26 protein-coding genes are annotated in these 24,037 nt (G+C 69.9%); 18 read left to right on the plus strand and 8 right to left on the minus strand.

The features are described 5' to 3' along the window. Positions 1-3 precede the first annotated feature (3 nt). From ASF18_RS15185 to ASF18_RS15205, 5 genes are all read left to right on the plus strand, one after another. On the plus strand, positions 4-1,326 hold the full coding sequence (locus ASF18_RS15185) for a peptidoglycan DD-metalloendopeptidase family protein (RefSeq protein WP_244472715.1): 1,323 nt from the start codon (positions 4-6) through the stop codon (positions 1,324-1,326). Next, positions 1,326-2,648, plus strand: coding sequence for a S41 family peptidase (locus tag ASF18_RS15190; protein ID WP_056215148.1), 1,323 nt, complete (start codon positions 1,326-1,328; stop codon positions 2,646-2,648). The genes ASF18_RS15185 and ASF18_RS15190 overlap by 1 nt, the downstream gene beginning before the upstream one ends. Positions 2,649-2,786: 138 nt before the next feature. Further along, complete coding sequence (locus tag ASF18_RS15195; RefSeq protein ID WP_056352676.1) at positions 2,787-3,995, plus strand: divergent polysaccharide deacetylase family protein; 1,209 nt, start codon at positions 2,787-2,789, stop codon at positions 3,993-3,995. Between the two features lie 92 nt (positions 3,996-4,087). Beyond that, positions 4,088-4,645, plus strand: a complete 558-nt coding sequence (locus ASF18_RS15200; protein ID WP_056275718.1) for an RNA pyrophosphohydrolase — start codon at positions 4,088-4,090, stop codon at positions 4,643-4,645. 14 nt (positions 4,646-4,659) lie between these two features. After that, on the plus strand, positions 4,660-5,271 hold the full coding sequence (locus ASF18_RS15205) for a DUF2939 domain-containing protein (RefSeq protein ID WP_056215156.1): 612 nt from the start codon (positions 4,660-4,662) through the stop codon (positions 5,269-5,271). A 14-nt stretch (positions 5,272-5,285) separates the two neighbouring features. On the opposite strand, the gene ASF18_RS15210 is transcribed toward ASF18_RS15205, so the two are convergent. From ASF18_RS15210 to ASF18_RS15220, 3 genes are read right to left on the minus strand one after another with little or no spacing between them, the layout of a single operon-like run. Then, entirely contained in the window at positions 5,286-6,362 is a 1,077-nt protein-coding gene (locus ASF18_RS15210; RefSeq protein ID WP_056352678.1) for an ROK family protein, read from the minus strand. Positions 6,363-6,417: 55 nt separating this feature from the next. Further along, positions 6,418-6,780: a hypothetical protein gene (locus tag ASF18_RS15215; RefSeq protein ID WP_056352679.1), complete on the minus strand. Its 363-nt coding sequence runs from the start codon at positions 6,778-6,780 to the stop codon at positions 6,418-6,420. Positions 6,781-6,831: 51 nt separating this feature from the next. After that, positions 6,832-7,260, minus strand: a complete 429-nt coding sequence (locus ASF18_RS15220; protein ID WP_056352681.1) for a response regulator — start codon at positions 7,258-7,260, stop codon at positions 6,832-6,834. 168 nt (positions 7,261-7,428) lie between these two features. On the opposite strand from ASF18_RS15220, the gene ASF18_RS15225 reads away from it, so the two are divergent. The 5 genes from ASF18_RS15225 to ASF18_RS15245 all read left to right on the plus strand — a co-directional run bounded on the left by ASF18_RS15225 (position 7,429) and on the right by ASF18_RS15245 (position 11,371). Beyond that, positions 7,429-8,118, plus strand: a complete 690-nt coding sequence (locus ASF18_RS15225; RefSeq protein WP_056352683.1) for a YoaK family protein — start codon at positions 7,429-7,431, stop codon at positions 8,116-8,118. A gap of 13 nt (positions 8,119-8,131) precedes the next feature. Next, positions 8,132-9,133 (plus strand): hypothetical protein, encoded by a 1,002-nt coding sequence (locus ASF18_RS15230; protein ID WP_056352685.1) that lies wholly within the window; start codon positions 8,132-8,134, stop codon positions 9,131-9,133. A 5-nt stretch (positions 9,134-9,138) separates the two neighbouring features. Next, on the plus strand, positions 9,139-9,426 hold the full coding sequence (locus ASF18_RS15235) for a hypothetical protein (RefSeq protein WP_056275586.1): 288 nt from the start codon (positions 9,139-9,141) through the stop codon (positions 9,424-9,426). A gap of 67 nt (positions 9,427-9,493) precedes the next feature. Then, entirely contained in the window at positions 9,494-10,021 is a 528-nt protein-coding gene (locus ASF18_RS15240) for a DUF2937 family protein (RefSeq protein ID WP_056352688.1), read from the plus strand. Positions 10,022-10,132: 111 nt separating this feature from the next. Then, complete coding sequence (locus tag ASF18_RS15245) at positions 10,133-11,371, plus strand: hypothetical protein (RefSeq protein ID WP_056352689.1); 1,239 nt, start codon at positions 10,133-10,135, stop codon at positions 11,369-11,371. A gap of 4 nt (positions 11,372-11,375) precedes the next feature. Here the strand turns inward: ASF18_RS15245 and ASF18_RS15250 are convergent, their stop codons facing one another. Together ASF18_RS15250 and ASF18_RS15255 are read right to left on the minus strand one after the other, a co-directional pair. Beyond that, a complete protein-coding gene (locus ASF18_RS15250; protein ID WP_056352691.1) occupies positions 11,376-11,795 on the minus strand; it encodes a metallopeptidase family protein in 420 nt (139 codons plus the stop codon). Then, entirely contained in the window at positions 11,792-12,520 is a 729-nt protein-coding gene (locus tag ASF18_RS15255) for a pyrimidine 5'-nucleotidase (RefSeq protein ID WP_056215191.1), read from the minus strand. The genes ASF18_RS15250 and ASF18_RS15255 overlap by 4 nt, the downstream gene beginning before the upstream one ends. A gap of 406 nt (positions 12,521-12,926) precedes the next feature. Between ASF18_RS15255 and ASF18_RS15260 the strand changes: the two genes are divergently transcribed. The 4 genes from ASF18_RS15260 to ASF18_RS15275 are packed head-to-tail and all read left to right on the plus strand — an operon-like array spanning position 12,927 to position 16,457. After that, on the plus strand, positions 12,927-13,481 hold the full coding sequence (locus tag ASF18_RS15260; RefSeq protein ID WP_056275594.1) for a SiaB family protein kinase: 555 nt from the start codon (positions 12,927-12,929) through the stop codon (positions 13,479-13,481). Between the two features lie 14 nt (positions 13,482-13,495). Next, a complete protein-coding gene (locus ASF18_RS15265) occupies positions 13,496-13,882 on the plus strand; it encodes a DUF1987 domain-containing protein (RefSeq protein ID WP_056215197.1) in 387 nt (128 codons plus the stop codon). Beyond that, positions 13,879-14,739, plus strand: coding sequence for a diguanylate cyclase (locus tag ASF18_RS15270; RefSeq protein ID WP_056352695.1), 861 nt, complete (start codon positions 13,879-13,881; stop codon positions 14,737-14,739). The genes ASF18_RS15265 and ASF18_RS15270 overlap by 4 nt, the downstream gene beginning before the upstream one ends. Beyond that, on the plus strand, positions 14,736-16,457 hold the full coding sequence (locus ASF18_RS15275; RefSeq protein ID WP_056352696.1) for a SpoIIE family protein phosphatase: 1,722 nt from the start codon (positions 14,736-14,738) through the stop codon (positions 16,455-16,457). Before ASF18_RS15270 ends, ASF18_RS15275 begins: the two co-directional genes overlap by 4 nt. A gap of 21 nt (positions 16,458-16,478) precedes the next feature. On the opposite strand, the gene argB is transcribed toward ASF18_RS15275, so the two are convergent. Then, entirely contained in the window at positions 16,479-17,375 is an 897-nt protein-coding gene (gene argB, locus ASF18_RS15280) for an acetylglutamate kinase (RefSeq protein WP_055947887.1), read from the minus strand. Between the two features lie 264 nt (positions 17,376-17,639). Here argB and ASF18_RS15285 point away from each other — a divergent pair, with 264 nt between their 5' ends. Together ASF18_RS15285 and ASF18_RS15290 are read left to right on the plus strand one after the other, a co-directional pair. Continuing rightward, the gene (locus tag ASF18_RS15285; RefSeq protein ID WP_056215206.1) at positions 17,640-17,849 is read left to right on the plus strand and encodes a hypothetical protein; all 210 of its coding nucleotides are present in this window, start codon (positions 17,640-17,642) and stop codon (positions 17,847-17,849) included. Positions 17,850-18,049: 200 nt separating this feature from the next. Next, complete coding sequence (locus ASF18_RS15290) at positions 18,050-18,325, plus strand: hypothetical protein (protein ID WP_056215210.1); 276 nt, start codon at positions 18,050-18,052, stop codon at positions 18,323-18,325. Here the strand turns inward: ASF18_RS15290 and ASF18_RS15295 are convergent. Continuing rightward, positions 18,322-19,098: an MOSC domain-containing protein gene (locus ASF18_RS15295; protein WP_056352698.1), complete on the minus strand. Its 777-nt coding sequence runs from the start codon at positions 19,096-19,098 to the stop codon at positions 18,322-18,324. The two genes, ASF18_RS15290 and ASF18_RS15295, sit on opposite strands and share 4 nt — an antisense overlap. A gap of 229 nt (positions 19,099-19,327) precedes the next feature. On the opposite strand from ASF18_RS15295, the gene clpB reads away from it, so the two are divergent. Then, positions 19,328-21,958: an ATP-dependent chaperone ClpB gene (clpB, locus tag ASF18_RS15300; protein WP_056352700.1), complete on the plus strand. Its 2,631-nt coding sequence runs from the start codon at positions 19,328-19,330 to the stop codon at positions 21,956-21,958. A 72-nt stretch (positions 21,959-22,030) separates the two neighbouring features. Here the strand turns inward: clpB and ASF18_RS15305 are convergent, their stop codons facing one another. Continuing rightward, the gene (locus ASF18_RS15305) at positions 22,031-22,414 is read right to left on the minus strand and encodes a hypothetical protein (protein ID WP_056352703.1); all 384 of its coding nucleotides are present in this window, start codon (positions 22,412-22,414) and stop codon (positions 22,031-22,033) included. A 162-nt stretch (positions 22,415-22,576) separates the two neighbouring features. Here ASF18_RS15305 and ASF18_RS15310 point away from each other — a divergent pair, with 162 nt between their 5' ends. Further along, positions 22,577-24,022, plus strand: a complete 1,446-nt coding sequence (locus ASF18_RS15310; protein ID WP_056215223.1) for a TIGR00366 family protein — start codon at positions 22,577-22,579, stop codon at positions 24,020-24,022. Positions 24,023-24,037 lie beyond the last annotated feature (15 nt).

Consider the following 24,037-nt stretch of genomic DNA (forward strand, 5'->3'; position numbering starts at 1 on the left):
GGCATGAGAGGCGGCGTGCTGGCGCTCGTCCTCCTGGCGCCCCCGCTCCTCGCCGCGCCGGTCGCACTCCGCGCCGAGGAACCGGCGACGCCGGAGGCGGTTCAGAAGGCTTTCGAAGAGAAGACCCGTCGGGCCGAGAACCTCAGGCGCATCGAGGGCGCCCTCACCGCCAGCACCGGGGCCCGCGCCAAGTACGAGGCGGAGATCGCCAGCATCGGCGGCGACCGGGCCAAGCTCAACACCGCGCTCCTGGACGCTGCGCGCCAGGCGCAGGCCACCGAGGTCCGGATGAGCCGGCTGGAGGAGCGCCTGAAGACGCTCGGTGCCAGCGAGGCGGCCTTGCGCCGCTCGCTGGATTCCCGCCGCGGCGTGATCGCGGAAATCCTGGCGGCCCTGCAGCGGATGGGGCGGCGGCCGCCCCCCGCCGTGCTGGTGCGGCCGGAAGACGTGCTCGCCGTGATCCGTACCTCGATGCTGCTCGGGGCCGTGGTGCCCGAACTGCGCGGTGAGGCCGAGACCCTTGCCGCCGACCTCTCCGAACTCGTGAGGCTGAAGGGCCTCATCGCAGCCGATCGCGAAGGATTGACCAACGATCTCGCGGGCTGGGCCCGCGAGCAGCAGCGCCTGAACGCCCTCATCGCCGCGCGCCGCACCCGTCAGGCCGAAGTCGAGAGCGGCCTCGCGGCCGAGCGGACCCGCACGGCCGAGCTGTCGGTACAGGCCCGCAGCCTCAAGGATCTCCTCGACCGGATGGAGGGGGAGGTCGCCTCCGCCCGCCGGGCCGCGGAGGAGGCCAAGGCCGCCGAGACCCGCGAGGCCCGGGCGACGCAGGAGCGCTTCGCTGCCGCCGGGGCCCGGGATCCTGCCCGGCTCTCGCCGAAGGTGCGCTTCGTCGACACCCGTGGCGACCTGCCGCGTCCGGTCAGCGGGGCGCTCCTGCGCAGCTTCAACCAGCCCGACGGCAACGGCGGCACCACCCGCGGCATATCGCTCGCGACCCGGCCGAAGGCCGTGGTTTCGTCACCGGCCGATGGCTGGGTGTCCTTCGCCGGGCAGTTCCGCTCGTACGGGCGACTCTTGATCATCAACGCGGGCGATGGCTACTATCTCTTGTTGGCGGGGATGGACCAGATCAACGTCGAAGTCGGCCAGTTCGTGCTCGCGGGCGAGCCGGTGGCGGCGATGGGGGAGGGCGGTACCGGCGCCGATGCGGCAGCCGCTGATCGCGGCGATCCGGTCCTGTACGTAGAGTTCAGAAAAGACGGCGGCTCCATCGATCCGGAGCCTTGGTGGGCGAAAAGCCCCAGCGAGAAGGTTCGCGGATAATGCGCAAGGTTTCCCTCGTTCTGCTCGGCGCGTTCCTCGGCGTCGGGTCCTCCATGGTGGCGACCCAGACCCGCCTGCTCTCGGGGACGAGCGCGGTCGCGGCCTCCGCGGAGACCTACCGTCAGCTCAGCCTGTTCGGCGACGTGTTCGAGAAGGTGCGCACTGACTACGTCGAGAAGCCCGACGAGGCGAAGCTGATCGAGGCGGCCGTCAACGGCATGCTGACCTCGCTCGATCCGCATTCGAGCTACATGGATGCCAAGAGCTTCCGCGACATGCAGGTGCAGACCCGCGGCGAGTTCGGCGGCCTCGGCATCGAGGTCACGATGGAAGACGGCCTGATCAAGGTCGTGACCCCGATCGACGACACGCCCGCCTCGAAGGCCGGTATCCTCACCAACGACGTCATCACGCAGATCGACGAGGATCAGGTCCAGGGTCTGACCCTGAATCAGGCCGTCGACAAGATGCGCGGCCCGGTGAACTCGCCGGTGAAGTTGAAGATCAGCCGCAAGGAGTCGAAGGACCCGATCGAGGTCACGCTCAACCGCGACGTGATCAAGATCAAGCCCGTGCGCTCCCGCGCCGAGGGCGGCGACGTCGGCTACATCCGCCTGACCCAGTTCAACGAGCAGACCTTCGACGGTCTGCGTGCGGCGATCGACAAGCTGAACACCGACATCGGCGCCGACAAGCTCAAGGGTTACGTGCTGGATCTCCGCAACAATCCGGGCGGTCTCCTCGATCAGGCCGTGATGGTGTCGGACGCCTTCCTCGACCGGGGCGAGATCGTGTCCACCCGCGGCCGCAACCCGGACGAGACGCAGCGCTTCTCGGCCAAGGCCGGCGACCTGACCAAGGGCAAGCCGATCGTCGTGCTGGTGAACGGCGGCTCGGCCTCGGCCTCCGAGATCGTGGCCGGCGCCCTGCAGGATCACAAGCGCGCCACGGTCCTCGGCACGCGCTCGTTCGGCAAGGGCTCGGTGCAGTCGATCATTCCGCTGGGCGGCAGCGGCGCCCTGCGTTTGACCACCGCCCGCTACTACACGCCGTCGGGCCGCTCCATCCAGGCCAAGGGCATCGAGCCGGACCAGGAGATCCTGCAGGAGGTGCCGGACGAGCTGAAGGGCAAGGACGAGACCAAGGGCGAGGCCGGCCTGAAGGGGCACCTGAAGCAGAAGGACGTCGAAGAGCGCGGCGGTTCGTCCGCCTACGTCCCGCCGGACCCGGCCAAGGACAAGCAGCTCATCGCCGCTTTCGACTTCCTGCGTGGGATCCAGAAGGGCGCGGCCAACACGCCGAAGGCCGCCGTCCCGAACTGAGCGCGATCCGCGGCGCCTTAGCGAATCGTTAACCATGGCGGCCCCCAATGTCGGTTCAGGACCGACGCTGGGGGCCGTGGCCGTTTCGGCCAGTCCCTCAGCGATCCCCGGTCCGGGAGCCTGGGGAAGCGGCTGCGCGTGGCCACCGACGACATCCTGACCCGTCCGCTCGGCGGCAAGCCGACCGCCGGCCAGCGTCTGCGGGCGCTGCGTCAGGTGCGGGTGACCGCCCCGATGGTGCTCGGCGGCCTCGTGGGGGGCTTCGTGCTCGGCGCCAGCATCCTCGTCGTGGCCGGGGATCCCGAGGGCGGCGAGCCCAGCGCCGTGGCGGTCATCGCGCTCCGCGAACCGGTCCTACCGGAGCCGGCCGTACAGGCATCGAAGCCTGAGGCCGCGAAATCCGGTCCAAGCAGCGCCAGCGACGTCGAGACCGCCTCCGGCGTCACCGTCGTTCGCCCGACGGGCACGGCCGCCCCCACCGATGCGGTGGTCATCCAGGTTCCGTCCACGACCCCGGTGAAGCTGAGCGCCGCTCCGGATCCGCGGCTCGTCGAACGCGGCCGCCACGGCAATATCCCCCGCCTCGGCGACGGGCGCCTGCGCCCTCTCGACGTCTACGCACGGCCGGATCCCGGTGGTTCCGGGCCCCGCATCGCCATCCTGGTCTCGGGCCTCGGGATCGGCCAGGCGGCGACCGCCAGCGCTATCACCCGCCTGCCCCCGGCGATCAGCCTGGGCTTCGCGCCCTATGGCAGCGACCTCGAGCGGACCGTCGCCCGGGCCCGCGAGGCCGGACACGAGGCCCTGCTCCAAGTGCCCATGGAGCCCTTCGACTATCCCGACAGCGATCCCGGTCCCCAGACGCTCCTCACCAGCTCACGCCCGCCGGAGAATCTCGATCGCCTGAGCTGGGTGATGAGCCGGTTCTCGGGCTTCGTCGGCATCGTCAACTACATGGGTGCGAAGCTCACCAGCGATCCGGCTGCCCTGGAGCCGGTCCTGCGCGAGATCGGGGCCCGGGGCCTCGGCTTCGTCGACGACGGCACCTCCCCGCGCTCGATCGCCCCCGCGCTGGCCGCCAAGGGGAAGGTGCCCTTCACCCGGGCCGAGATCGTCCTCGACGCCCTGGCGCGACCCGAGGCCATCGACCGGGAACTGGCCCGGCTCGAAGCGCAGGCGCGTCAGAAGGGTTTCGCCTTCGGCTCCGCCTCTGCCCTGCCGATGAGCATCGATCGAATCGCCCGCTGGGCCGCCGAGGCGGAGGCGCGCGGCATCCGCCTCGTTCCCGTCAGCGTCGCCCTGCGTGGGAGCGGCGCAAGTACCCGGCTCACCAGCGCCAAGCCCTGAGACATCCGGAGTAATGGATCGGGCCGGGCGACCCGGCTCGGAATTGCGCTGCGGCGCCGTTTCGTGCGTTGCGGCACATGCCCCGCCTGCCTATGGTCGCCGCCATGACCGCATCCCCGTTCGCCGACGGCGCCGACCTTCCCTACCGTCCCTGCGTCGGCATCACGCTGATCTCGCGCGCCGGTCTCGTCTTCATCGGGCGGCGGCGGGCGGATGCCGGGCCGGAGCACGTGGCGGACGGACGGGCCTGGCAGATGCCCCAGGGCGGGATCGACGAGGGGGAGGATCCGGAAGCGGCCGCCCTGCGCGAACTGTACGAGGAGACCAACGTCTCGGCCGGCTCCGTGGTGCGCCTCGGCGAGACCCCGGGGTGGCTCTCCTACGATCTGCCCCAGGAGGTGCTGAAGCAGGCCTGGAAGGGGCGTTACCGCGGCCAGACGCAGAAGTGGTTCGCGTTCGGCTTCCTCGGCTCGGACGACGAGATCGACGTCGCAACGCCGGGCAACGGTGCCTTCACGTCCGAGTTCGATGCTTGGCGCTGGGAGCCGATCGCCGGGTTGCCGGATCTGATCGTGCCCTTCAAGCGGCCGGTCTACGAAGGCGTGGTCGACGCTTTCTCCGGGTTCACGACGTGGCGCGTCCCGGCGTGACGGCCTGACGCCCGATGCGGTGGTGGTCGATCCCGATCCTCTTGGTGCTCGGCTGGTTCGCGTACACGCTGACGCCGCTCTGGGCGCTCTACGACATCGCCCGCGCGGTCCAGGCGCACGACACCGACTACATCACCCAGCACGTCAATTTCCGATCCCTGCGCCTCTCGGTGATCCGACAGGCCGCCGCGGCGGCCCAGGCGCGGGATCCCGCCGCGCCGGATGCGGAGCCCCGGGAGCGCCAGCGCATCGCCGAGGCCGCTGCGGCCCTGGCGATCCCGATCGCCGAGGCCCTGGTCACGCCCAGGACGGTCGTCGACCTCCTCGATGACGGGTGGCCGCAATCGGTGGAATTCGGCCGCGACGGGCCGGAGCAGAAATCGGGGGGCGGGGGCCTGCGGATCGAGACCCTGCGCCGGCTGATCCCGTTCTATCTCGCTTCCGAGATGCGGGGCTTCCGCACCGTGGTCGTCGGCGTGCCGCCGGAGGCGGGCCGGGACCGCCGCCTGCGGATCCGCCTGCGCCTGCGCGCCTGGACCTGGCGCATCGTCGACATCGAGCTGAACGACGAGCTGCGCGAGCGCATCGCCCAGGCCTTCGCGCGCACCGGCGCGAAGGCGCGCTGAGGCCGCCCCGGCGGCTAGATCTCGTCCTCCGTGCCGCGGTTGGTGAACCGAGCGTTGCCCAGGCCGGTGCCGATGGTGAGTACCCCCCATCGGGTCACGTCCGTCCGGTGCGGAACTTCGCTGAGGCCCTGCACCACGGCATCGTTGTGCATGACAACCATGGTCGGATGCTCGCCGATCCGGGGGATCGCGGCCGTCACCCGCTCGGCGAGATTGAAGTCACGGCCCTCCCAGTTGCCGGGCAGGTTCTGGCCCCCGCGATCGATCGTGCCGTCGGCCTTGATCATGCCGGGACAGCCGATGCCGACGAACGGAGCCAGCGTCAGGCTGGCGCGGTCCGCCCGGCGGATCAGGTCGCCGAGCATGCCCACGAGGCGCTCCACCGCTTCGTCGCGGCTCGGTATCGGGTCCTCGTCGCAATGGCGCCAGATCTCAGAGCGCCAGACCTCGCTGCGCGAGAGGTCCGCGGCCTTCCTCAGATTCGTGACCACGACGCCCGCGCGGATGTTGCTGCCGCCGATGTCGACGGCCAGCAGGCTGTCGTATCCGGAGAACATCCAGGACGGCGCCAGGTGCACCGCGCCGATCAGGCCGCCCTCGTCGGGATGGTGCCGGATCGGTTCGAGGGTGATGCCGAGGCCCCCGGCGCGCAGAAGGTAGCCCGCCCGCGCGACCGCGAGGCGGCCGGCCCGGCTGTCGCTGAAGCCGCCGCCAACCACGATCGTCTGCGTTCCCTCCCAGCCGTCCTGACCGAGGAAGAGGCGGGCCACGCGGGCGAGTTCCTGCGCGAAGTCCTCGATGGCGCTGAACACCACGCCCGCGGCGAGGGGATCCTCGCCGAGGAGGATCTGGTCGATGCGGCGCTTGGAGAAATCGCAGCTCGCCTTGTCGCCCAGCGGATCGGCGCCCACGGCGCGCAGGCGCTCCCGGCACGCTTCCAGCATCTCGCGGAACGCAGACTTCGAAACCCGGTCGCCGATGAAGCCGTCGCCGTCCTTCAGCTCGATGTTGTAATCGTCGACCACCACCGACGGCAGCCGTTGCGCCGCGTGCGCGATGCCCGCCTCGCGGATCTGAGTGTCCTTCGCCATGCCGCTCCGCTTGCCCCTCGTCGTGTCGTTCTGCGCAGCTCAACGCACGGCGCGTTCATTTGGGCTTGGCGGTTTCGGTCGGGGCCGGCGCTTTCGGCTCGCGGGCCTCCATCAGGTCCTCGGCCTTGTCCTCGTCGGTATCGCCGCCGCGCTCGATGGTCTTCTCGGGGTTCGCGGCGAGGGCCCGCACGATCTCGACCAGGCGCTCGCACTCGGCGGCGTACTTGTAGGTCTCCAGCACGATGGCCGCGTCGCGCAGGGTGCGCAGGTCGCGCACCGTCTGCTTGTTGGCCGTCTCGCGCAGCTCGGCCTTGGCCGCGATGGCCTCCTCAAGCTTGGCGCCCTTCACGTCGCAGGCGGCCGAGGCCGTCCCCGTGCCGGCCAGGAGGACGAGGAGAGGGAGGAACAGATTGCGCATGGGAAGGCTCCGGGCTCCGGCGGCCGAACCCGCGCCGCGCGCGGTCCGGTCTCAACCGTGGTGGGGGTGGGGACGCAGGATCTCGTTGGCGAGGGCCACGAGATGGCTCAGGCGGTAAGGCTTCGGAACGAAGACGGATTGGGTGACGGCCTCGGCCTGCGAGAGGTGGCCGCGTCCACCGGAGGTGTAGACCACCGGCAGGTTCGGCAAGTAGCGGCGCGCGCGATGCGCCAGGGCGATCCCGTTCGTGTTGCGGGCCAGATCGATATCGGTGAAGAGCAGGTCGACGCGCTCCCGCGCCAGGATGTCCTCCGCCGCGTCGGCATCGGCGGCGGTGAGGACGCGGTAGCCCTCGTCGTGCAGCGCCTCGGCGGCGAGCTCGCAGACCATGGCTTCATCCTCGACCACCAGGACGGTCTCGGCGGCGGCGCGCGGGTTGAAGGCGGGATGGGCGGGAAAGGCGCAGGCGAAGGAAATCATGACGCAACTCCTACTCATCCGGCGTGAGCCCCTGGGGGCCGAGCCGGATCGCAAGACAAACGGGTCGCCGAGGCGCATCGTTCGCCGCCGATCACTCCAATTGCGCGGACTTGGTAAGCGAAGCTTTAACCCTGCGGCGGTGCCGGTGAGCGGGTGCGCGTTGCGTCCATGACCCGTCCCTGGCATCTCGGCTTCGGCCTCGTCCTCACGGCCCTGGCCGGGTACGTGGACGCCCTCGGGTTCATCAGGCTCGGCGGCCTCTACACCTCGTTCATGAGCGGGAACACGACCCAGTTCGCGGTCTCCCTCGGGCACGGCGACCCGCACCACGCCCTTCTGCCGGCCCTGCTGATTGCGGCCTTCCTCACGGGCGGCATCTGCGGCGGTGGCCTCTCGGCCCTGACGCCCGCGCGCTGGGTCACCCCGGTCATCCTCGGCTTTGAGACCGCGATCGTCGGCGCCGCCTTCGAGGCCGCCACGGCCGCGCCGGATTCCGGCATCGCCTCGCTGATGCTGGCCTTGGCGATGGGCGCGCAGAACGCCGTGCTGTCCCATGTCCAGGGCTTCCGGGCCGGGACCACCTTCGTGACCGGCGCCCTATTCGGGTTCGGCCAGAAGCTTGCCCTGGCGCTCGCCCGGCGCGGTGCGCGCACCGCCTGGATCGGCGACGGCGTCGTCTGGCTCGCGCTCCTCGTCGGATCCGTGGCCGGAACGGTCGCCTACGGAAAGCTGGCGTTGTATGCCCTCGCCATTCCCGCCGGCATCGCCGGCCTCCTCGCGCTCGTCGCGACGGTCCTGACGGCGCGTGGCGCCGGCGAAGGCCGCCGTCGCCAAGTGAGCCCGCGAGCCCCTGGTTGAGAGACCCGTTGCGATGAGTGCCCCCTCCCTCCTCGATCACGTGACGCCGCTGGCGGCCGGTGCCCACGTCACCGCCACGGTCTGGTTGAAGGACACCCTGGCCCTCGCCCTCGGGGACGGCGGCGTGCTCCTGGCCTCCGGCGCCGAACTCCGCCGGGTCGAGGCGCATCCGGAGGCCGGCATCTTGGTGGCGGCCGGCGACGGCCGCCGCCTCGTCACCGGCGGCGACGATGGCCGGGTGGTGGCGACCTCCGACGCGGGCGACGTCGTCGAGGTCGCCCGCGCAAAGAACGGTGCCTGGATCGACGCCCTTGCCCTGCATCCCGAGGGCGGCCTCGCCTATGCGGCCGGGCGCAATGTCGTCGCCCGCGACGCGAAGGGGCGGGAGAAGACCTTCGCGGCGCCCTCCACCGCCCGCGGCCTCGCCTTTGCGCCCAAGGGCTACCGTCTCGCGGTGGCGCACTACAACGGCGCCACCCTCTGGTACCCCAACCTCGACACCGTGCCCGACTTCATCGAGTGGAAGGGCTCGCATATCGACGTGACCTGGTCGCCGGACGGCCGGTTCGTCGTGACGACGATGCAGGAGAACTCCCTGCACGGCTGGCGTCTGCAACCCGACCGGGGCCACATGCGGATGTCGGGATACCCTGCGAAGGTGCGCTCGGTCTCCTGGTCGGGCGACGGACACTGGCTCGCGACCAGCGGCGCCGAGGCCGCCATCGTCTGGCCCTTTGACTCCAAGGAAGGCCCCACCGGCAAGGCACCCCGCGAGTGCGGCGTGCGGCCCGCCCGGGTCTCGCGGGTGGCGTTCCACCCCAAGGCCCTGGTCCTGGCCATCGGCTACGAGGACGGCTGCATCCTGCTCGTGCGCTTCGCCGACGCCTCGGAACTGCTGGTCCGGCCCGCGGTGAAGGGCAGCGCCATCTCGGCCCTGGCCTGGGATGGGCGCGGCAGCCGCCTCGCCTTCGGCTGCGCCGACGGGCAGGCCGGCCTCCTGACTCTCCCGGCCTGACCCCGATGGCTCTGTTCGGCTTCGGCAACCGCCGCCCGCCGGCGGATCAGGAGGCCCGCGCGGCGATCGTCGATTGGGTCCGCCGCTGCGGCGGTCTCGAAGAGGCCATCACCGTCAAGGCGAGCGAGATCGTCTGTGCCGACCCGGCCTGCCCGGGTATCGAGACCGTCATCCTGATCCTCGCCCCCGGGCTCCCGACCCGCGCCCTGAAGGTAGGCCGCCCCCTGCCCGACGTGACCGAAGCGGACATCGCCGCGGCGTTCGCCGGGGAGGGGACGGCGTCGCAGGGCTGAGCGGGGCGCCGGAACCCGCCGCGCCGTCGGGCCCTTGTCCCCCATTGCCACCCGCGCGGAGAGGCCGGTGTTTCGCGTCCTACGCACCCTGGGGCTTGCCCTCGGACTCCTCGGCGGCGCGCTGGCGGCGCAGGCGCCGGAATTCGCCCAGCAATATGCCCAGCGGCTCGGCGGCACCCTGGACGAACTGCGCCGCGTGGTCTCCGGTTTCGAGGCTGATGCCGTTGCCACCGGCCGCAGTCGCGACGATGCGGTGGCACGCCTGCGCGGCGACGGCGACCCTCTCGTCGCCCGGCGCGGCGAGGCGGCGCGCCAGGATATCGTGCGCTTCGCCGCCCTTGAGCGGCAGCGCCGGGAGCTCGCGGAGGCCGGCGGCCCCCTCGGCCGCGTCGTGGCCCTGATGCGCGATCCCGACCTCGCCCTCGCGCGGGCCACCTACCAGGACTACACTCCGGCGATCCCCACCACCGTCGACGGCCTAACCGCCGGCCTGCTCGGCTTCCTGGCCACCTGGGCCGGCTGGCGCATCCTCGCCGATCTCGGTCGGTGGCTCCTGGCGGGTCGTGGCCGGCAGTCCATGACCCGACCGGCGTGAGGACGCGACTGTTGCCCGCCGTCTACAGCGCGGCTCCCGCGGCTGCACTAGGGTCTGACCGTTAGCGCGCGGGCCTCATCCTGGCGCCGTTTCACGGCCTCCTTCGAACCCATGGCGCGCGTTCCTTCCACCTCGGTCGACCCAGCCATCGATGCCGCCGCCCTGTTGCGTCGCATCGGCTTCATCGGCCTGTTCGTGATCATGCCGGTGGCGGCGCAGGTCGCCCGCCGCGCGGTGGTCATCCTCGCGCCGATCTCCATCGCACTCCTGCTCCTGGCGAGCGCCATCGACGGCCGCGCGCGACCGGTCCGCCCGGCCTCCTCGCGCCTGCTGCGCTCGCCCGCCTTCCTGGCCGGCTGCCTGGTGATCCTCTGGTCGGCCCTGTCGCTGGTCTGGACGCCGTTTCTGAGCCTCGCCACCGAACGGCTGCTCAACGTCATCGCCACGCTTCTGATGACGATGGGGGCCTACCTCGCTCTGCCGGACCGCATGCGCTCGGCAAACCTCTATCTCCTGCCGGTGGGCGTGGCGGCGGCGGCCATCTTCGCCATCGGGCTTGGGCTCACGGGGCAGGGGCCGTTCGGACAGGGGCTCCTCGGACCCGACGAGGACGCGATCCTCGACCGGGGCCTGATCCTGCTCATCCTGTTCGTCTGGCCGGCCGTCTCGTGGCTCCGCTCGCGCGGGCGCAACAGCGAGGCCCTCGGGCTCGCCCTGCTCGTCTCGGTCGCACTCCTGGTCTCGCCCGGCCCGACAACCCTGGTCGCCTTGGCGCTGGGTGCGGTCGCCTTCGCGCTCGCGGCCTTCCGGCCCATGCTCGCGCCGCGCCTCCTCGGCGTCACGGCGGCCACCCTGCTGGTGTTGGGACCGGTCCTGCCCTTCATCGCCCGGCCGATCGGTGCGACGGTGTTCGGCGGGCGTGCGCCCGGCGTCCTGAGCCTCAAGGCTTGGCAGACCATCGTGACCAGCGAGCCGCTGCGGCTCGTCACCGGGCACGGCCTCGAGACGGCCCTGCGAGGTCGTTACGTCAACTTGTTGCCGATGAACGCCCCGCGGACCCTGCTGTTCGAGCTCTGGTACGAACTCGGCCTCGTCGGGGCCTTCGCGGCGGCCTTCGCCCTGCACGCTGCGATCCGCCGCGCGGGTCGCGAGGCATCGGTGCTGGTGCCCGGCGCCATGGCGGCCTTCGCCTCGGCCTTCCTCATCGCCTGCATCGGCGTCGGGATGACGGTGATGTGGTGGCTCACCACCCTGGCGCTCGCGGTCCTGGTTTTCGTCGCGGTGGAGCGCGGGCAGTTCCGCACCCGCCGGCCCAAGGCCAGCCTGTTGCCGTCCGCCCAGAAGGCCTGACGCCTCAGGCGTCCGCAGCCGCCTCGATCGCCTCCATATCGGCGTCGGAGAGGCCGAAATGGTGCCCGATCTCGTGGACGAGGACGTGCGTGACGAGGTGGCCGAGGGTCTCGTCATGCTCGGCCCAGTCGTCGAGCAGGGGGCGACGGTAGAGCCAGACCTGATTCGGCATCTGTCCGGTTGCCGCCTCGCCGCTTTGGGCGAGACCGATCCCACGGAACAGGCCGAGGAGATCGAAGGGGCTCTCGCAATCCATCTCCCGCAGGGTCTCCTCGTCGGGGAAGTCCTCCACGTGGATCACGAGGCCGGCGCAGAGATTGCGGAATGCCAGGGGCAGATTGGCGAAGGCCGCATGCGCCAGATCCTCGATCGCACCGAGGTCCGGTGCCCGAGCCGACGTCCAGTCCGGTTCGCCGCCGCTCACGGGAGTTCTGGCAACACGCGCTCCGCCAGGAAGCCGGCGAGATCGCTGGTGATGTGGTCGATATGCGGTTCGCGCACGGCTTCCTGCTCGAAGGCTTCCCGGAAGGGGTCGATCGTCGGAGGCACCACCAGCACCGTGGACATGCCGATGTCGTGCGGCACGATCAGGTTGCGGGCGATGTCCTCGAACAGGGCCGCCCGGCGCGGCTCCACGCCGTGGCGCTTCAGGAACCGCTCGTAGGTGGAGCGCTCGGGCTTCGGAATGAAATCGGCATCGGCGATGTCGAACACGTCCTCGAAGTGGTCGAGGATGCCGAGCTTGGCCGCCACGTTCTCGGCGTGCCGGCGCGATCCGTTGGTGAGGATGAGCTTGCGGCCGGGCAGGCGCTCGATGGCAGCGCCCAGCGCCGGGTCGAGGCGGATCGACGAATGGTCGATATCGTGGGCGAAGTCGAGGAAGTCGTGCGGATCGATGGCCGACTCCACCATCAGCGCCTTCAGGGTCGTCCCGTAGCGATGGTAGAAATACTTCTGTAGCGCCCGAGCCGAGAGACCGTCGAGTCCGTAGAGGCGCATGACGTAGAGGGTGATGCGCTCGTCCACCTGCGGCCAGACGCGGGCGTCGCTCGGATAGAGCGTGTTGTCGAGATCGAACACCCAGGTGTCGACCTGACGAAAGCCGCGGGATTGGGCGGTGGTGAAGTGGGGTTCGCCGGGCAGAAACAAGGTCGGTCGATGTGGTTCTGGGTGGGCCGCGAAGCCCGGCCATTCGAGATGGGGACCGGACACCGCGAAGGGAAGCGGGGCGCGTGCTTTTCAGAGCATGGCCGTCGGCATCCCGCAAGCATTCCCCCAACTGTACCCTGGGTCCACCTCGTCCGCTCGGTTCGTTGACGACCGCCTCTCCACACGCACCCGAGATGGAGTGATCAGTGGTTAGGCAGAATCAGTCCTGTGTGGATTCGAAATAGGCAGCTTAGTCATTGTCCTGGCGCTATTCTGCTTGCTGGCGGAAAGACGTGACGAAAAGGCCAGATTAACTCCACATATACGAACGACGAGCTATTCGATCAGAGCGGTATTGCGCGACGTCCAAGTCTGCTGCCGGCCCCGTGAGGCGGGAGAAATTGCATTGCTCGCACGCGATTTCATGAACTTCTTCGATGCGTCCCGGCGCCAGGGCGTGATCCTCTCCTTCGGCGGCGACATCTCGGAGAATGTCCTGTTCTCTCTCGGCGAAGTGCTTAAGTTGCGCATGAGCCAGGGCGAGACCGATGCGTCGGTGGCCAAGCGGGTCTTCGCGATCTTCGTCGAGCAGGCCCAGAACGTCATCCGCTACTCCGCCGACAAGGTCGTGAAGCCGTCCGGTCCGCAGGCGAGCCTGATCAGCAACGGAGTGATCGTCGTCGGCATGGAGGCGGGACGCTTCTACGTCGTCTGCGGAAACGAGTTGCCCGATCCCGACGTCCCGCCCCTGCGCGCCCGCCTCGACCACATCGCGAGCCTGAGCAGCGACGAATTGAAGGCGTATTACCGCGAGAAGCTCCGCCAGCCACCGGACGAGGGAAGCCTCGGCGGCAGCATCGGCTTGATCGAGATCGCACGGCGTTCCAGCGCCCCGGTCGAGTACGACTTCCAGGCGCTCGGCTCCGGGCGCAGCTTCTTCTGCCTCAAAGCCTATATCTGACGGGCCGACCACCGATGGACCGAATCCAGCTTGCCGCCACGGACCGCTCGCCGCGGGTCGATTTCGACTTCGCGACCGGGCACCTGTCCCTGCACGGCGAATCCTACCCCGAGGATGCGGCCGCCTTCTTCGGCCCCCTGCTCCAGGCCCTGCGCGCCTACCTGGCGGACACCTCCGCGACCCCGATCGTGTTCGAAGTCGGGCTGGCCTACTTCAACTCGTCGAGCGCCAAAGCGCTGATGAACCTGTTCATGCCCCTCGAGGACGCCGCCGAGGAAGGGCGCGCGGTCACGGTGCGCTGGCGGTTCGCCGATGGTGACGAGACCATCGAGGAGGCGGGCGAGGACTTCGCCGCCGACTTCTCCTACGCGCGGTTCGAGATGGTGAGGGAGGCCGCATGACCCGCGCGATCAGGGCCGTCGGAGGCGCGGCCTCCGAACCAGCTGATTCCTTCAGCCTCTACGACGCCGAGGAAGCGGTGCTGACCCGCACCGAGGCGATGCTGTCGGGGCTCTCGGACGTCGCCGGCGGCGTCCAGGCGCTGGCCGACGCCTATCGCCGGGGCTTTCGCGAGCAGCAGAGGCTGGTCCGGATGAGCGACCGGATGCAGCTCGACCTGCAGAAGGCGAACCAGCGCCTCGCCGATCAGCGCCGGGATCTCCAGGCCCTGAATGCCGCCCTGTCCGGTGAGATCGAGCACCGCACCCGGCTCGAGGCCGAGCTGCGCCGTCTGGCCGATACCGACGACCTGACGGGTGCCCTGGCGCGTCGCCGCTTCATGGAGGTCGCGGCGCGCGAATGGCTGCGCCACGCCCGCAGCGGCGCCCCGGTCTCCATCCTCATCCTCGATCTCGACCGGTTCAAGCTCCTCAACGACAGCTTCGGCCACGCGGCCGGCGACGCCGCGCTGGTCTCCTTCGTCGCGATCTGTCGAGCGCACCTGCGCACCCTCGACTTCATCGGCCGCACGGGCGGCGAAGAGTTCGCCATCGTCCTGTCCGATACCGGCCTGGAGGGCGCCGCGGCCTTCGCGGAACGCCTGCGCGAGGCCGTTGCCGCCACGCCGGTGCCCATGATGGATGCCGCCATGCGGATCACCGTGAGCATCGGCGTCGCCCAGTCCGAGCCGGGCGAAACCCTGGAGAGCGCCATGCAGCGGGCCGACGCGGCCCTCTACGCGGCCAAGGATTGCGGTCGCAATCGTATCGCGCTGAGGCCCGCAGCGCCGGACGCCTCCGGCGCCGCGATTCGGCCATGACCGCCGAGACCCCGGCCCTCGGAGCCGCCCCCGGCGCGTCCGCCGGCAGCCGGCCTGCCTCCGGCGAGGGACGCGGCGGGTCCCTGCGCGGCGCCGGCCCGCGGCGTAGCAGCGATTTCCTCAGCGCGGCTGGCTTCGTCGATGTTCCGACCGGCGAGCCGGGCGCGATGCGTCCGGGCGCCCTGCGCGGCGCGGCCCAGGGGCGTGACCTCGACAGCCTCGCCCACACCCTCTTCCTGCGGATCTATCCCGTGATCGCGGTGGTCGTCCTGGTGACGCAGATCGGCATCGCCTGGGTCAATTATCGCGACCAGCTCCACCTCTACACCGAGCGCGCAGGCCTGATGGCGTCCCTGACCGCCAAGGCCATCGCCGGCCCCGGCTGGAGCGGCAGCCCGGAGGTCTATCGCCGCCCGATGGAGGCCCTGACCCTCGACCCGGCCTTCCGCGCGGCGACCCTGCGCGACGCCGCCGGCACCGTGGTGATGACGCTGGGCGAGCCGAAGCGCGGGCGGTCCTTCGAGCAGATCACCACGCAGGCGGATCTCTTCGCCGGCCCGGTCGCCCCCCCGGTGGGGCACCTGACCCTGTCGATCTCGGCCGAGGCCCTGCGCGGCAACGCCGAGAAGCAGGCGATCCTCGCCGTCGTCACCAGCCTGATCCTGATGCTCGCCTTCGTGCTGACCCTGCACGCCAACGTGCGGCGGCACGTGCTGGCCCCCCTGAAGCGCCTGCTGCTGGCCATGCGAGAGGTCGAGCACAAGCGCTGGGTGCCGGTGGAGCTCGATGGCGCCTTCCGCGCCAGCAACGAGATCGACGTCATCTCCCAAGCCTTCAACCGCATGGTCGACGGACTCCGCGCCGGCGACGAGGCCAAGCAGCTCCTGCAGCAGCTGGAGCAGGCGCACCACAAGCTGGCCCAGGCCAACCACCTGGTGATGGAGAGCATCGGCTACGCCCGCCGCATCCAGAGTTCGGTGCTGCCCGACCGGTCGGCCCTCGACGGCACGGGCCTCGAGGTGGCGGTGCTCTGGGAGCCGCTGCACCTGGTCGGGGGCGATTACTTCTGGCTCGAGGAGATCGACGGCCTCGGCATCCTGCTGGTGGCCGACTGCACCGGGCACGGTGTTCCGGGCGCCTTCCTGACCCTCATCGTCGCCACCGCCCTCGACCGTCTGATTCACGAGCGCGGCCTGCGCGATCCGGCCGCCATCCTGGAGGCCCTCGACGGCATGGTGCGGACCCAGCTGCGCCAGGACGGACGGGGATCGGAATCCGACGACGGCCTCGATTGCGGCCTCTGCGTCTGGGACCCGGCCGCGGCCGAGATCCGCTTCGCCGGCGCCGGCTCGGCCCTGACCACCCTCGAAGGCGCGGCGGTGACCCGCATCCGCGGCGCCAAGCGCGGCCTCGGCTATCCGCAGCGGCCGGGCGAACGCTTCGCCGTCGAGGAGACGCGCCTGCGCGTTGCCCCCGGGACGACCTTCTACCTGATGACGGACGGCATCACCGACCAGATGGGCGGTGCCGGCCCGGCCCGACGCCTCCTCGGCCATCGCGGCGTGACCGAGATCCTGGGCAACCATCAGGCGGCGCCCCTGGCGGAGCAGGTGACGGTCCTCGATGCGGCGCTCACCGCCTATCGCGGCGAGGAGACGCGTCGGGACGACATGACCCTGGTGGCCTTCCGGCCGCGGACGCTGCCCCGCGCGACCTGAGCGCGGGGCAGGGGAGGGAGTTCAGCCCCGACGGATCAGGGTGCCGGCACCGTAATCGGTGAACAGCTCCAGCAGCACCGCGTGGCTGACCTTGCCGTCGAGGATGACCACCGCCTCGACGCCCTGCTCCAGGGCGTAGATGCAGGTCTCCACCTTCGGGATCATGCCGCCCGTGATGGTGCCGTCGGCGATGAGCCGGCGGCAATCGTCGATCGACAGCTCGGGGATGAGCTTCTTGTCCTTGTCGAGCACCCCAGGAACATCGGTGAGCAGCAGCAGGCGCTTGGCCCGCAGCGCCCCCGCGATCGCGCCCGCGAAGGTGTCGGCATTGACGTTGTAGGTCTGGCCGTCCGCCCCGAAGGCCACGGGAGCCAGGACCGGGATCAGCTCGGCCTTCAGCACCGCGTCGAGAACGCCGCGCTCGACGTGCTCGGGCTCGCCCACGAGGCCGAGATCGACCTCCTGCTCGGTCTGGCTCTCGGGATCGATGATGGTCCGGGTGGCCTTGCGGGCCCGCACCATGTTGCCGTCTTTGCCGCAGAGGCCGATGGCGCGACCGCCCTCGGCCGAGATCCAGCCGACGATCTGCTTGTTGATCGAGCCGGCCAGGACCATCTCGACCACCTCGACGGTGGCCTCGTCGGTGACGCGCAGCCCGCCGCGGAATTCCGATTCGATGCCGAGCCGGCCGAGCATCCGCCCGATCTGCGGGCCGCCGCCATGGACCACGATCGGCTTCAGGCCGGACTGCTCCAGGAGCACGATGTCCTCGGCGAAATCCTCCGCCGCCGCCCGGTCTCCCATGGCGTGGCCGCCATACTTGATGACCACGATCTCCTGGTCGTAGCGCTGCATGTGCGGCAGGGCCTGGACCAGGACCTCGGCGCGCACATGGACGTTGGGCAGCGGTTCTTTCATCGTGGGGCTCGTCCTCGATGGCGCGTCGGGCACCGCGCGCGACGCCGGGCTTCTAGCGCAGCATCGCGACGGTGCGAAGCAGCGGGGAAATGAATTTCACGCGGCGAGGCCGGGTATTGTCGGCCCCCATCGCGTGACGGCGCTGCCGGAGCGCGCGCGGGATCATTTCGCGGAGGCATCGAGAACGGGGTTGCAACCGCTCACCGGTAAGGGTTCCTTAAGGTTGACGAACCATGATCGGAAAGTCGCCGGGGATCCTGCACCATGCTGAATGCCGATCCGTACCATCCGCGTCCCACCCTGTTGAGCCCGCACCACATCGCCAGCGCGGTCGACCAGCTCAACCCGCAGGCGGCCTCCCCATCCGAGGTCTGGCGCCTCCTGACCGAACAATTCACCGTCGATCTCGACGCCGTCGCGGCCGTCCTGCCGCGATCCGAGCCCGAGCCGCATTGGTTGCAGATCCGCCGCTGACCGAGGTCGCGCCAACGGCGGCCCCATCCTCGTAGGACGGTGATCCGCGCCTCCTGGGACACGACGCTGGCACACGCCGTGCTTCGCCCTCTCCAACGACAACAACGATACGGGGAACACCAAGGCAACGATCACGCGGCCGCTCACACGCCGGAGCCACACCGCGGACCTTATTCGCCATCTCGAACAAGGGGTCCGTCATGTCTGAACTGCTCTCCGTCGCCCTCGTCTGTGCCGCGACGCTCCTCGCCAAGGATTGCTCCCGAGACACCGCCCTCGACGTCATGGTCGCCCCTGCCCGCACCCCCATGGAGTGCCTGATGCACGGGCAGACCGCCGCGGCCGCCACGGGCCTGACCGCAGGTGAGAGCCGCTACCTCAAGGTCACCTGCGAGCGCCGTCACGCGGACCTGCGCCATCTGCGCCGGGCCGGGTACGCCGCCGCCATCGTCCTCGTGCACCGCGACGCGATCTAGGCCAGGGTGAGAGCCTCGCCCACCGTCAGCACGCCGCCCTCCAGCACCTCCGCGTAGACACCGCAATCCGTGTGGCCGAGATGCTGCGCGAGCGTGCGGGGGATTGCGAGATCGCGCTGGCCCGTGACCGGGTCGACATTGGTCGCCGCGCAGCGCTGAGTGCGCTTGTGGATGCGCAGGCGCACGCCGCCCTCCGTCGTCAGCGTGCGGTCGACGAGATCGAGCTCGGCCCAGGGGCGGAGGCCGGTGACGTGGAGGTTCGCCCGGAAGCGAAGGGGGTCCACCGCCGCGCCGGTCATGGTCTCGAGTGCCGCGACGCTGGCAAGGTTGAGAAGCGAGACGAACCCGCGCGGGGAATCCGTGAAGCGATAACCGGCCGGTGCCGACAGCATGCGGGCTGGGCCTCGCAGGGATCCGGGCATGGTGCGGGTGAGGAAGTCTTCGATGGCGGCCCGTCCCTCCGGCTGGGCGAGGTCGCCACGGGCCGCGATCGCGCCACCCTGGCGGATCGTCAGCGTCCCGTCCTCGGGATCGTAGAGCGTGTCGAGCTGCGCCAGCGCCTCGTCGCGCATCAGCATCAGGAACTTGATCTTGGGCTGGTGCACCGGGGCAGCCGGGTCGAAGCCCGATGGGCCGTTCTCCACCGCGAACAGGCGGTCGCCCGGAAAGTAGTCACCGGCCGTCAAGGTCGCATGGTCCATCGGCTCGGGCGAGAGCCCCTTGACGGGGTAGCGATGGAGGGCGTCGAGGCGCAGGCTGGGCGTGTCCGTCATGCGCCGAGCGTGGCCCTGAAAGGCATCCGGGCGCAAGTCCGCGGCCGGCCGCCTGCCATCGCGCTCCACACCCTTGTGGTGCCGATTTGCAACACTACATCTCGAAGACCGGCGGCCAGGTGGCGCCGGGGTCTCCAGCGGCATCGGCCGTGGGGGCGACGTCTCGGCGATCGGTCGTGCCGCGAGGAGCGGGCGGCGGGTCGTGCCGACACGGGGAGGTGGGACACAGATGAATTTCGAGATCTATACCGAGCGCGCCCGCGGCTTCGTCCAGGCGGCGCAGAATCTCGCGATGCGCGAGGGCCATCCGCAATTCCATCCGGGCCACATCCTCAAGGTCCTGCTCGACGATCCCGAGGGCCTCTGCGCCGGTCTGATCGATCGGGCGGGTGGTCAGTCGCGGGTCGCCCTCGCGCAGACCGAGGCCTGGCTCGCCAAGCAGCCGAAGGTGTCCGGCAACGCGTCCCAGCCGCAGGCGACGCGCGAGCTCGTGCGCCTGTTCGACACCGCCGAGAAGGCGGCCGAGAAGGCGGGCGACAGCTACGTCACGGTCGAGCGCCTGCTGCTCGCCCTCGCGGTCGAGAAGGACACCGAGGCCGGTCGCGCGCTGGCGGCGGCCGGCGTCACGCCGGCCTCGCTCAACGGCGCGATCAACGCCCTGCGCAAGGGCCGGACCGCCGACAACGCCACGGCCGAGAACGCCTACGATGCGCTGAAGAAATACGCCCGCGACCTCACGGAAGCGGCGCGCGAGGGCAAGCTCGACCCGGTGATCGGCCGTGACGAGGAGATCCGTCGCACCATCCAGGTCCTGTCGCGGCGCACCAAGAACAACCCTGTCCTCATCGGCGAGCCCGGCGTCGGCAAGACCGCCATCGTCGAGGGTCTCGCCCTGCGCATCGTCGACGGCGACGTGCCGGAATCCCTGCGCGACAAGAGCCTGCTCGCCCTCGACATGGGATCGCTGATCGCCGGTGCCAAATACCGCGGAGAATTCGAGGAGCGGCTGAAGGGCGTGCTCTCCGAGGTCACGGCGGCCGAAGGCGGGATCATCCTGTTCATCGACGAGATGCATACCCTCGTCGGGGCCGGCAAGGCGGATGGGGCGATGGACGCCTCCAACCTGCTGAAACCCGCGCTGGCCCGCGGCGAGCTGCACTGCGTCGGGGCCACCACCCTCGACGAGTACCGCAAGCACGTGGAGAAGGACGCGGCCCTGGCCCGGCGCTTCCAGCCCGTCTTCGTGTCCGAGCCCACCGTCGAGGACACGGTCTCGATCCTGCGCGGGATCAAGGAGAAGTACGAGCAGCACCACGGCGTGCGCATCCAGGATGCGGCGCTGGTGGCGGCCGCGACCCTGTCGAACCGCTACATCACCGATCGCTTCCTGCCGGACAAGGCCATCGACCTGATGGACGAGGCCGGGTCGCGCCTGCGCATGCAGGTCGATTCGAAGCCCGAGGAGCTCGACAACCTCGACCGCGAGATCGTGCGCCTGAAGATCGAGGGCGAGGCCCTCAAGAAGGAGACCGATTCCGCCTCCCGCGACCGCCTCGTGCGGTTGGAGAAGGAGTTGGCCGACCTCGAGGAGCAGTCCGCCGCGATCACCTCGCGCTGGAAGGCCGAGAAGGACAAGCTCGGTGCTGCCGCCGAACTCAAGCGCAAGCTCGACGAGGCGCGCAACGAATTGGCCTCGGCCCAGCGCCAGGGGCAGTACCAGCGCGCGGGCGAGCTCGCCTACGGCGTGATCCCGGGGCTGGAGCGCCAGCTCGCCGAGATCGAGGCCCAGGCCGAGAGCGCCGTGGTCCGCGACGGCATGGTCGAGGAGGCGGTGACGCCGGCCCACATCGCGGGTGTCGTCTCGCGCTGGACCGGGGTTCCCGTCGACAAGATGCTGGAGGGCGAGCGCGACAAGCTCTTGGCCATGGAGACGGTGCTGGGCGAGCGCGTCGTCGGGCAGCGCGAGGCGGTGGAGGCGGTGGCGACCGCCGTCCGCCGGGCCCGCGCCGGTCTCCAGGATCCGAACCGGCCGATCGGCTCGTTCATCTTCCTCGGGCCCACCGGCGTCGGCAAGACCGAGCTGACCAAGGCCCTGGCCGGCTTCCTCTTCGACGACGACACGGCACTCGTGCGTCTCGATATGTCGGAATACATGGAGAAGCACTCCGTGGCCCGGCTGATCGGCGCGCCTCCGGGCTATGTCGGCTACGAGGAGGGTGGAGCACTCACGGAGGCGGTTCGGCGCCGGCCCTACCAGGTCGTGCTGTTCGATGAGGTCGAGAAGGCGCATCCGGACGTGTTCAACGTCCTGCTCCAGGTGCTCGACGACGGCCGGCTGACCGATGGACAGGGTCGGACGGTGGACTTCCGCAACACGCTCCTGATCATGACCTCGAACCTCGGTTCGGAATACCTCGTCAACCAGAGTGAGGGCGACGACACCGATGTCGTGCGCGAGGAGGTGATGGGTGTGGTGCGCAGCCACTTCCGGCCGGAATTCCTCAACCGGATCGACGAGATCATCCTGTTCCACCGTCTCAAGCGGTCGGAGATGGGTGCGATCGTCGAGATCCAGCTGAAGCGCCTGCAGAAGCTCCTCGACGAGCGCAAGATCACCCTCGACGTCGATCCGAAGGCCCGCGACTGGCTCGCGGACAAGGGCTACGACCCGGCCTACGGGGCGCGTCCCCTGAAGCGGGTGATCCAGAAGGCAGTGCAGGATCGGCTGGCGGAGCAACTCCTGTCCGGGCTGATCCACGATGGGGAAGTGGTGCCGGTGGAGGTCGGTCCCCTCGGGCTGAAGGTCGGCAAATCCGGCCTCAGCACCGAGCGCCGGCCGGAGAGTGTCACCCTCAACTGAGGCCGGGCGTCATCCCGACATCCCGGGGCCCGCGACGGCAGCCGCCGTTGCGGGCCTCGTCAGGCCGGCCGTTCACTGTCCCGAACGCAGGACGAGGCGGCGGATGCGACGGTCGAAGTCCTGGAAGCTGGCCGAGATGCCCCGGCCGGCGCAGGCCTGGAAGGAGTCGCCGGCGAAGAAACCGCGCGCACTCTGCTCGCGGCAGGCCATCAGGGGCGGGACCAGCACGGTGCCGAGGCCCACGACCAGCACCAGGGCGAAGTTCAGGATGACCGCGATCATCCACCCGAGGGGCGACAGGAAGGGCTTCTCGAAGTCCGTCCTGTCCCGCTCCTGATGGGCCAGATCCCGCACCTTGGTGCTGGCCTGACGCCGTTCGGCCATTCTCGCATCGAGGTCTCGGAGCTTCGAGATTTCGGCCACGAACAGGATCTCCCACGCGAGAACAGGGCGCATCGTAGGGGCGAACCCTCAATGAAGCCTGAAGCGGCGACCCTGACAGTCACACCCGATCATCACAGCCAAGCCTGTGTACCGGCGGGATTCCGTCTTGAGCCGGATCGGCAATTGCGGACAATGCGCCTCCCAAGGCCATTCCCTCGTTCCCAGGACTTTCCGATGTCGACACCCACGCCGGAGCGTCGCGCCGACTCCGCCGCGCTGGACAGCGCCCTGTCGCGGGCCGGCATCCGCTTCACCGCCTGGGCCGAGAAGTGGTTTCCCGATGCCTTCATCTTCGTCGCCATCGCGGTGGTCATCGTTGCCCTCGGCGCGCTGGCCAACGGTGCCCCGGCGCCCGCCATCGCCAAGAGCTTCGGCGACGGCTTCTGGAGCCTGATCCCCTTCACCATGCAGATGGCCTTCGTGACGATCGGTGGCTACGTGGTGGCGACGGCACCCCCGGTCCAGGCGCTGATCGATCGCCTCGCCGCCATCCCGAAGACCGGCCGCGGCGCCGTCGGGTTCGTGGCCGCGGCGACCATGCTGTCCTCGTTCCTGAGCTGGGGCCTGAGCCTGATCTTCGGGGGCCTTCTCGCCCGCGCGCTCGCCCGTCGCACGGAGCTCCGCATGGATTACCGTGCCGCCGGGGCCGCCGCCTATCTCGGGCTCGGCGCCACCTGGGCCATGGGCCTCAGCTCCTCTGCGGCCCAACTCCAGGCGAACCCGGCGAGCCTGCCGAAGGCGCTCCTGCCGATCACCGGCGTGATTCCCTTCAGCGAAACCATCTTCCTCTGGCAGTCGATGCTGATCGCCGCGATCCTGTTCGTGATGTCGGTGATCATCGCCTATGCCTCGGCGCCGCGCCCGAGCACTGCGGTGACGGCCGAGGATCTCGGCGTGAGCGTCGCGCGCGAAGAAGCCGATCTCGGCCGGCCCGAGCAACCCGGTGAATGGCTGGAGCACTCCCCGATCCTCACGATCCTCCTCGTGGTGATCGCCGGCGCCTGGATCTACCAGGAGTTCGCGCGGCAATCCTGGATCACCGCGATCTCGAACCTGAACACCTACAACCTCCTGTTCATCACCCTCGGGCTGCTGCTGCATTGGCGCCCGAAGCGTTTCCTCGTGGCGGTGGCCAAGGCCGTTCCGGCGACTGCCGGCATCCTCATCCAGTTCCCGCTCTACGCCGCCATCAGCGCGATGCTGACCGGGCCGAAGAACGCCGCCGGGATCTCGGTCTCCGAGGTGATCACCCACGCCTTCGTCAGCCTGAACACCACGGGCAGCTTCCCGATCTCGATGGGCGTCTACTCGGCGGTGCTCGGCTTCTTCGTGCCGTCGGGCGGCGGCAAATGGCTGCTCGAGGCGCCCTACGTGATGCAGGCGGCCAACGAACTGCAGGTCCATCTCGGCTGGGCGGTGATGGTCTACAACGCGGCCGAGGCGCTGCCGAACCTGATCAACCCGTTCTGGATGCTGCCACTCCTCGGCATCCTCGGCCTGAAGGCGCGCGACATCGTCGGGTTCAGTTTCCTACAGCTCCTCATCCACCTGCCGGTGGTGCTGTTCCTGCTCTGGGCCCTGGCCTTCACGCTGACCTACCACCCGCCGGTGATGCCGTAGGTTGCGGCCGGAAGC

It is taken from the genome of Methylobacterium sp. Leaf89 (genome assembly GCF_001422215.1).
Classification (GTDB): domain Bacteria; phylum Pseudomonadota; class Alphaproteobacteria; order Rhizobiales; family Beijerinckiaceae; genus Methylobacterium.

Excerpts from the sequence above, each read along its gene's own strand:
- ASF18_RS15185 (WP_244472715.1), top strand. The coding sequence starts at position 4 with ATGAGAGGCGGCGTGCTGGCGCTCGTCCTCCTGGCGCCCCCGCTCCTC.
- ASF18_RS15190 (WP_056215148.1), top strand. The coding sequence starts at position 1,326 with ATGCGCAAGGTTTCCCTCGTTCTGCTCGGCGCGTTCCTCGGCGTCGGG.
- ASF18_RS15200 (WP_056275718.1), top strand. The coding sequence starts at position 4,088 with ATGGTCGCCGCCATGACCGCATCCCCGTTCGCCGACGGCGCCGACCTT.
- ASF18_RS15205 (WP_056215156.1), top strand. The coding sequence starts at position 4,660 with ATGCGGTGGTGGTCGATCCCGATCCTCTTGGTGCTCGGCTGGTTCGCG.
- ASF18_RS15210 (WP_056352678.1), bottom strand. The coding sequence starts at position 6,362 with ATGGCGAAGGACACTCAGATCCGCGAGGCGGGCATCGCGCACGCGGCG.
- ASF18_RS15215 (WP_056352679.1), bottom strand. The coding sequence starts at position 6,780 with ATGCGCAATCTGTTCCTCCCTCTCCTCGTCCTCCTGGCCGGCACGGGG.
- ASF18_RS15220 (WP_056352681.1), bottom strand. The coding sequence starts at position 7,260 with ATGATTTCCTTCGCCTGCGCCTTTCCCGCCCATCCCGCCTTCAACCCG.
- ASF18_RS15225 (WP_056352683.1), top strand. The coding sequence starts at position 7,429 with ATGACCCGTCCCTGGCATCTCGGCTTCGGCCTCGTCCTCACGGCCCTG.
- ASF18_RS15230 (WP_056352685.1), top strand. The coding sequence starts at position 8,132 with ATGAGTGCCCCCTCCCTCCTCGATCACGTGACGCCGCTGGCGGCCGGT.
- ASF18_RS15235 (WP_056275586.1), top strand. The coding sequence starts at position 9,139 with ATGGCTCTGTTCGGCTTCGGCAACCGCCGCCCGCCGGCGGATCAGGAG.
- ASF18_RS15245 (WP_056352689.1), top strand. The coding sequence starts at position 10,133 with ATGGCGCGCGTTCCTTCCACCTCGGTCGACCCAGCCATCGATGCCGCC.
- ASF18_RS15265 (WP_056215197.1), top strand. The coding sequence starts at position 13,496 with ATGGACCGAATCCAGCTTGCCGCCACGGACCGCTCGCCGCGGGTCGAT.
- ASF18_RS15270 (WP_056352695.1), top strand. The coding sequence starts at position 13,879 with ATGACCCGCGCGATCAGGGCCGTCGGAGGCGCGGCCTCCGAACCAGCT.
- ASF18_RS15275 (WP_056352696.1), top strand. The coding sequence starts at position 14,736 with ATGACCGCCGAGACCCCGGCCCTCGGAGCCGCCCCCGGCGCGTCCGCC.
- argB (WP_055947887.1), bottom strand. The coding sequence starts at position 17,375 with ATGAAAGAACCGCTGCCCAACGTCCATGTGCGCGCCGAGGTCCTGGTC.
- ASF18_RS15285 (WP_056215206.1), top strand. The coding sequence starts at position 17,640 with ATGCTGAATGCCGATCCGTACCATCCGCGTCCCACCCTGTTGAGCCCG.
- ASF18_RS15290 (WP_056215210.1), top strand. The coding sequence starts at position 18,050 with ATGTCTGAACTGCTCTCCGTCGCCCTCGTCTGTGCCGCGACGCTCCTC.
- ASF18_RS15295 (WP_056352698.1), bottom strand. The coding sequence starts at position 19,098 with ATGACGGACACGCCCAGCCTGCGCCTCGACGCCCTCCATCGCTACCCC.
- clpB (WP_056352700.1), top strand. The coding sequence starts at position 19,328 with ATGAATTTCGAGATCTATACCGAGCGCGCCCGCGGCTTCGTCCAGGCG.
- ASF18_RS15305 (WP_056352703.1), bottom strand. The coding sequence starts at position 22,414 with ATGCGCCCTGTTCTCGCGTGGGAGATCCTGTTCGTGGCCGAAATCTCG.
- ASF18_RS15310 (WP_056215223.1), top strand. The coding sequence starts at position 22,577 with ATGTCGACACCCACGCCGGAGCGTCGCGCCGACTCCGCCGCGCTGGAC.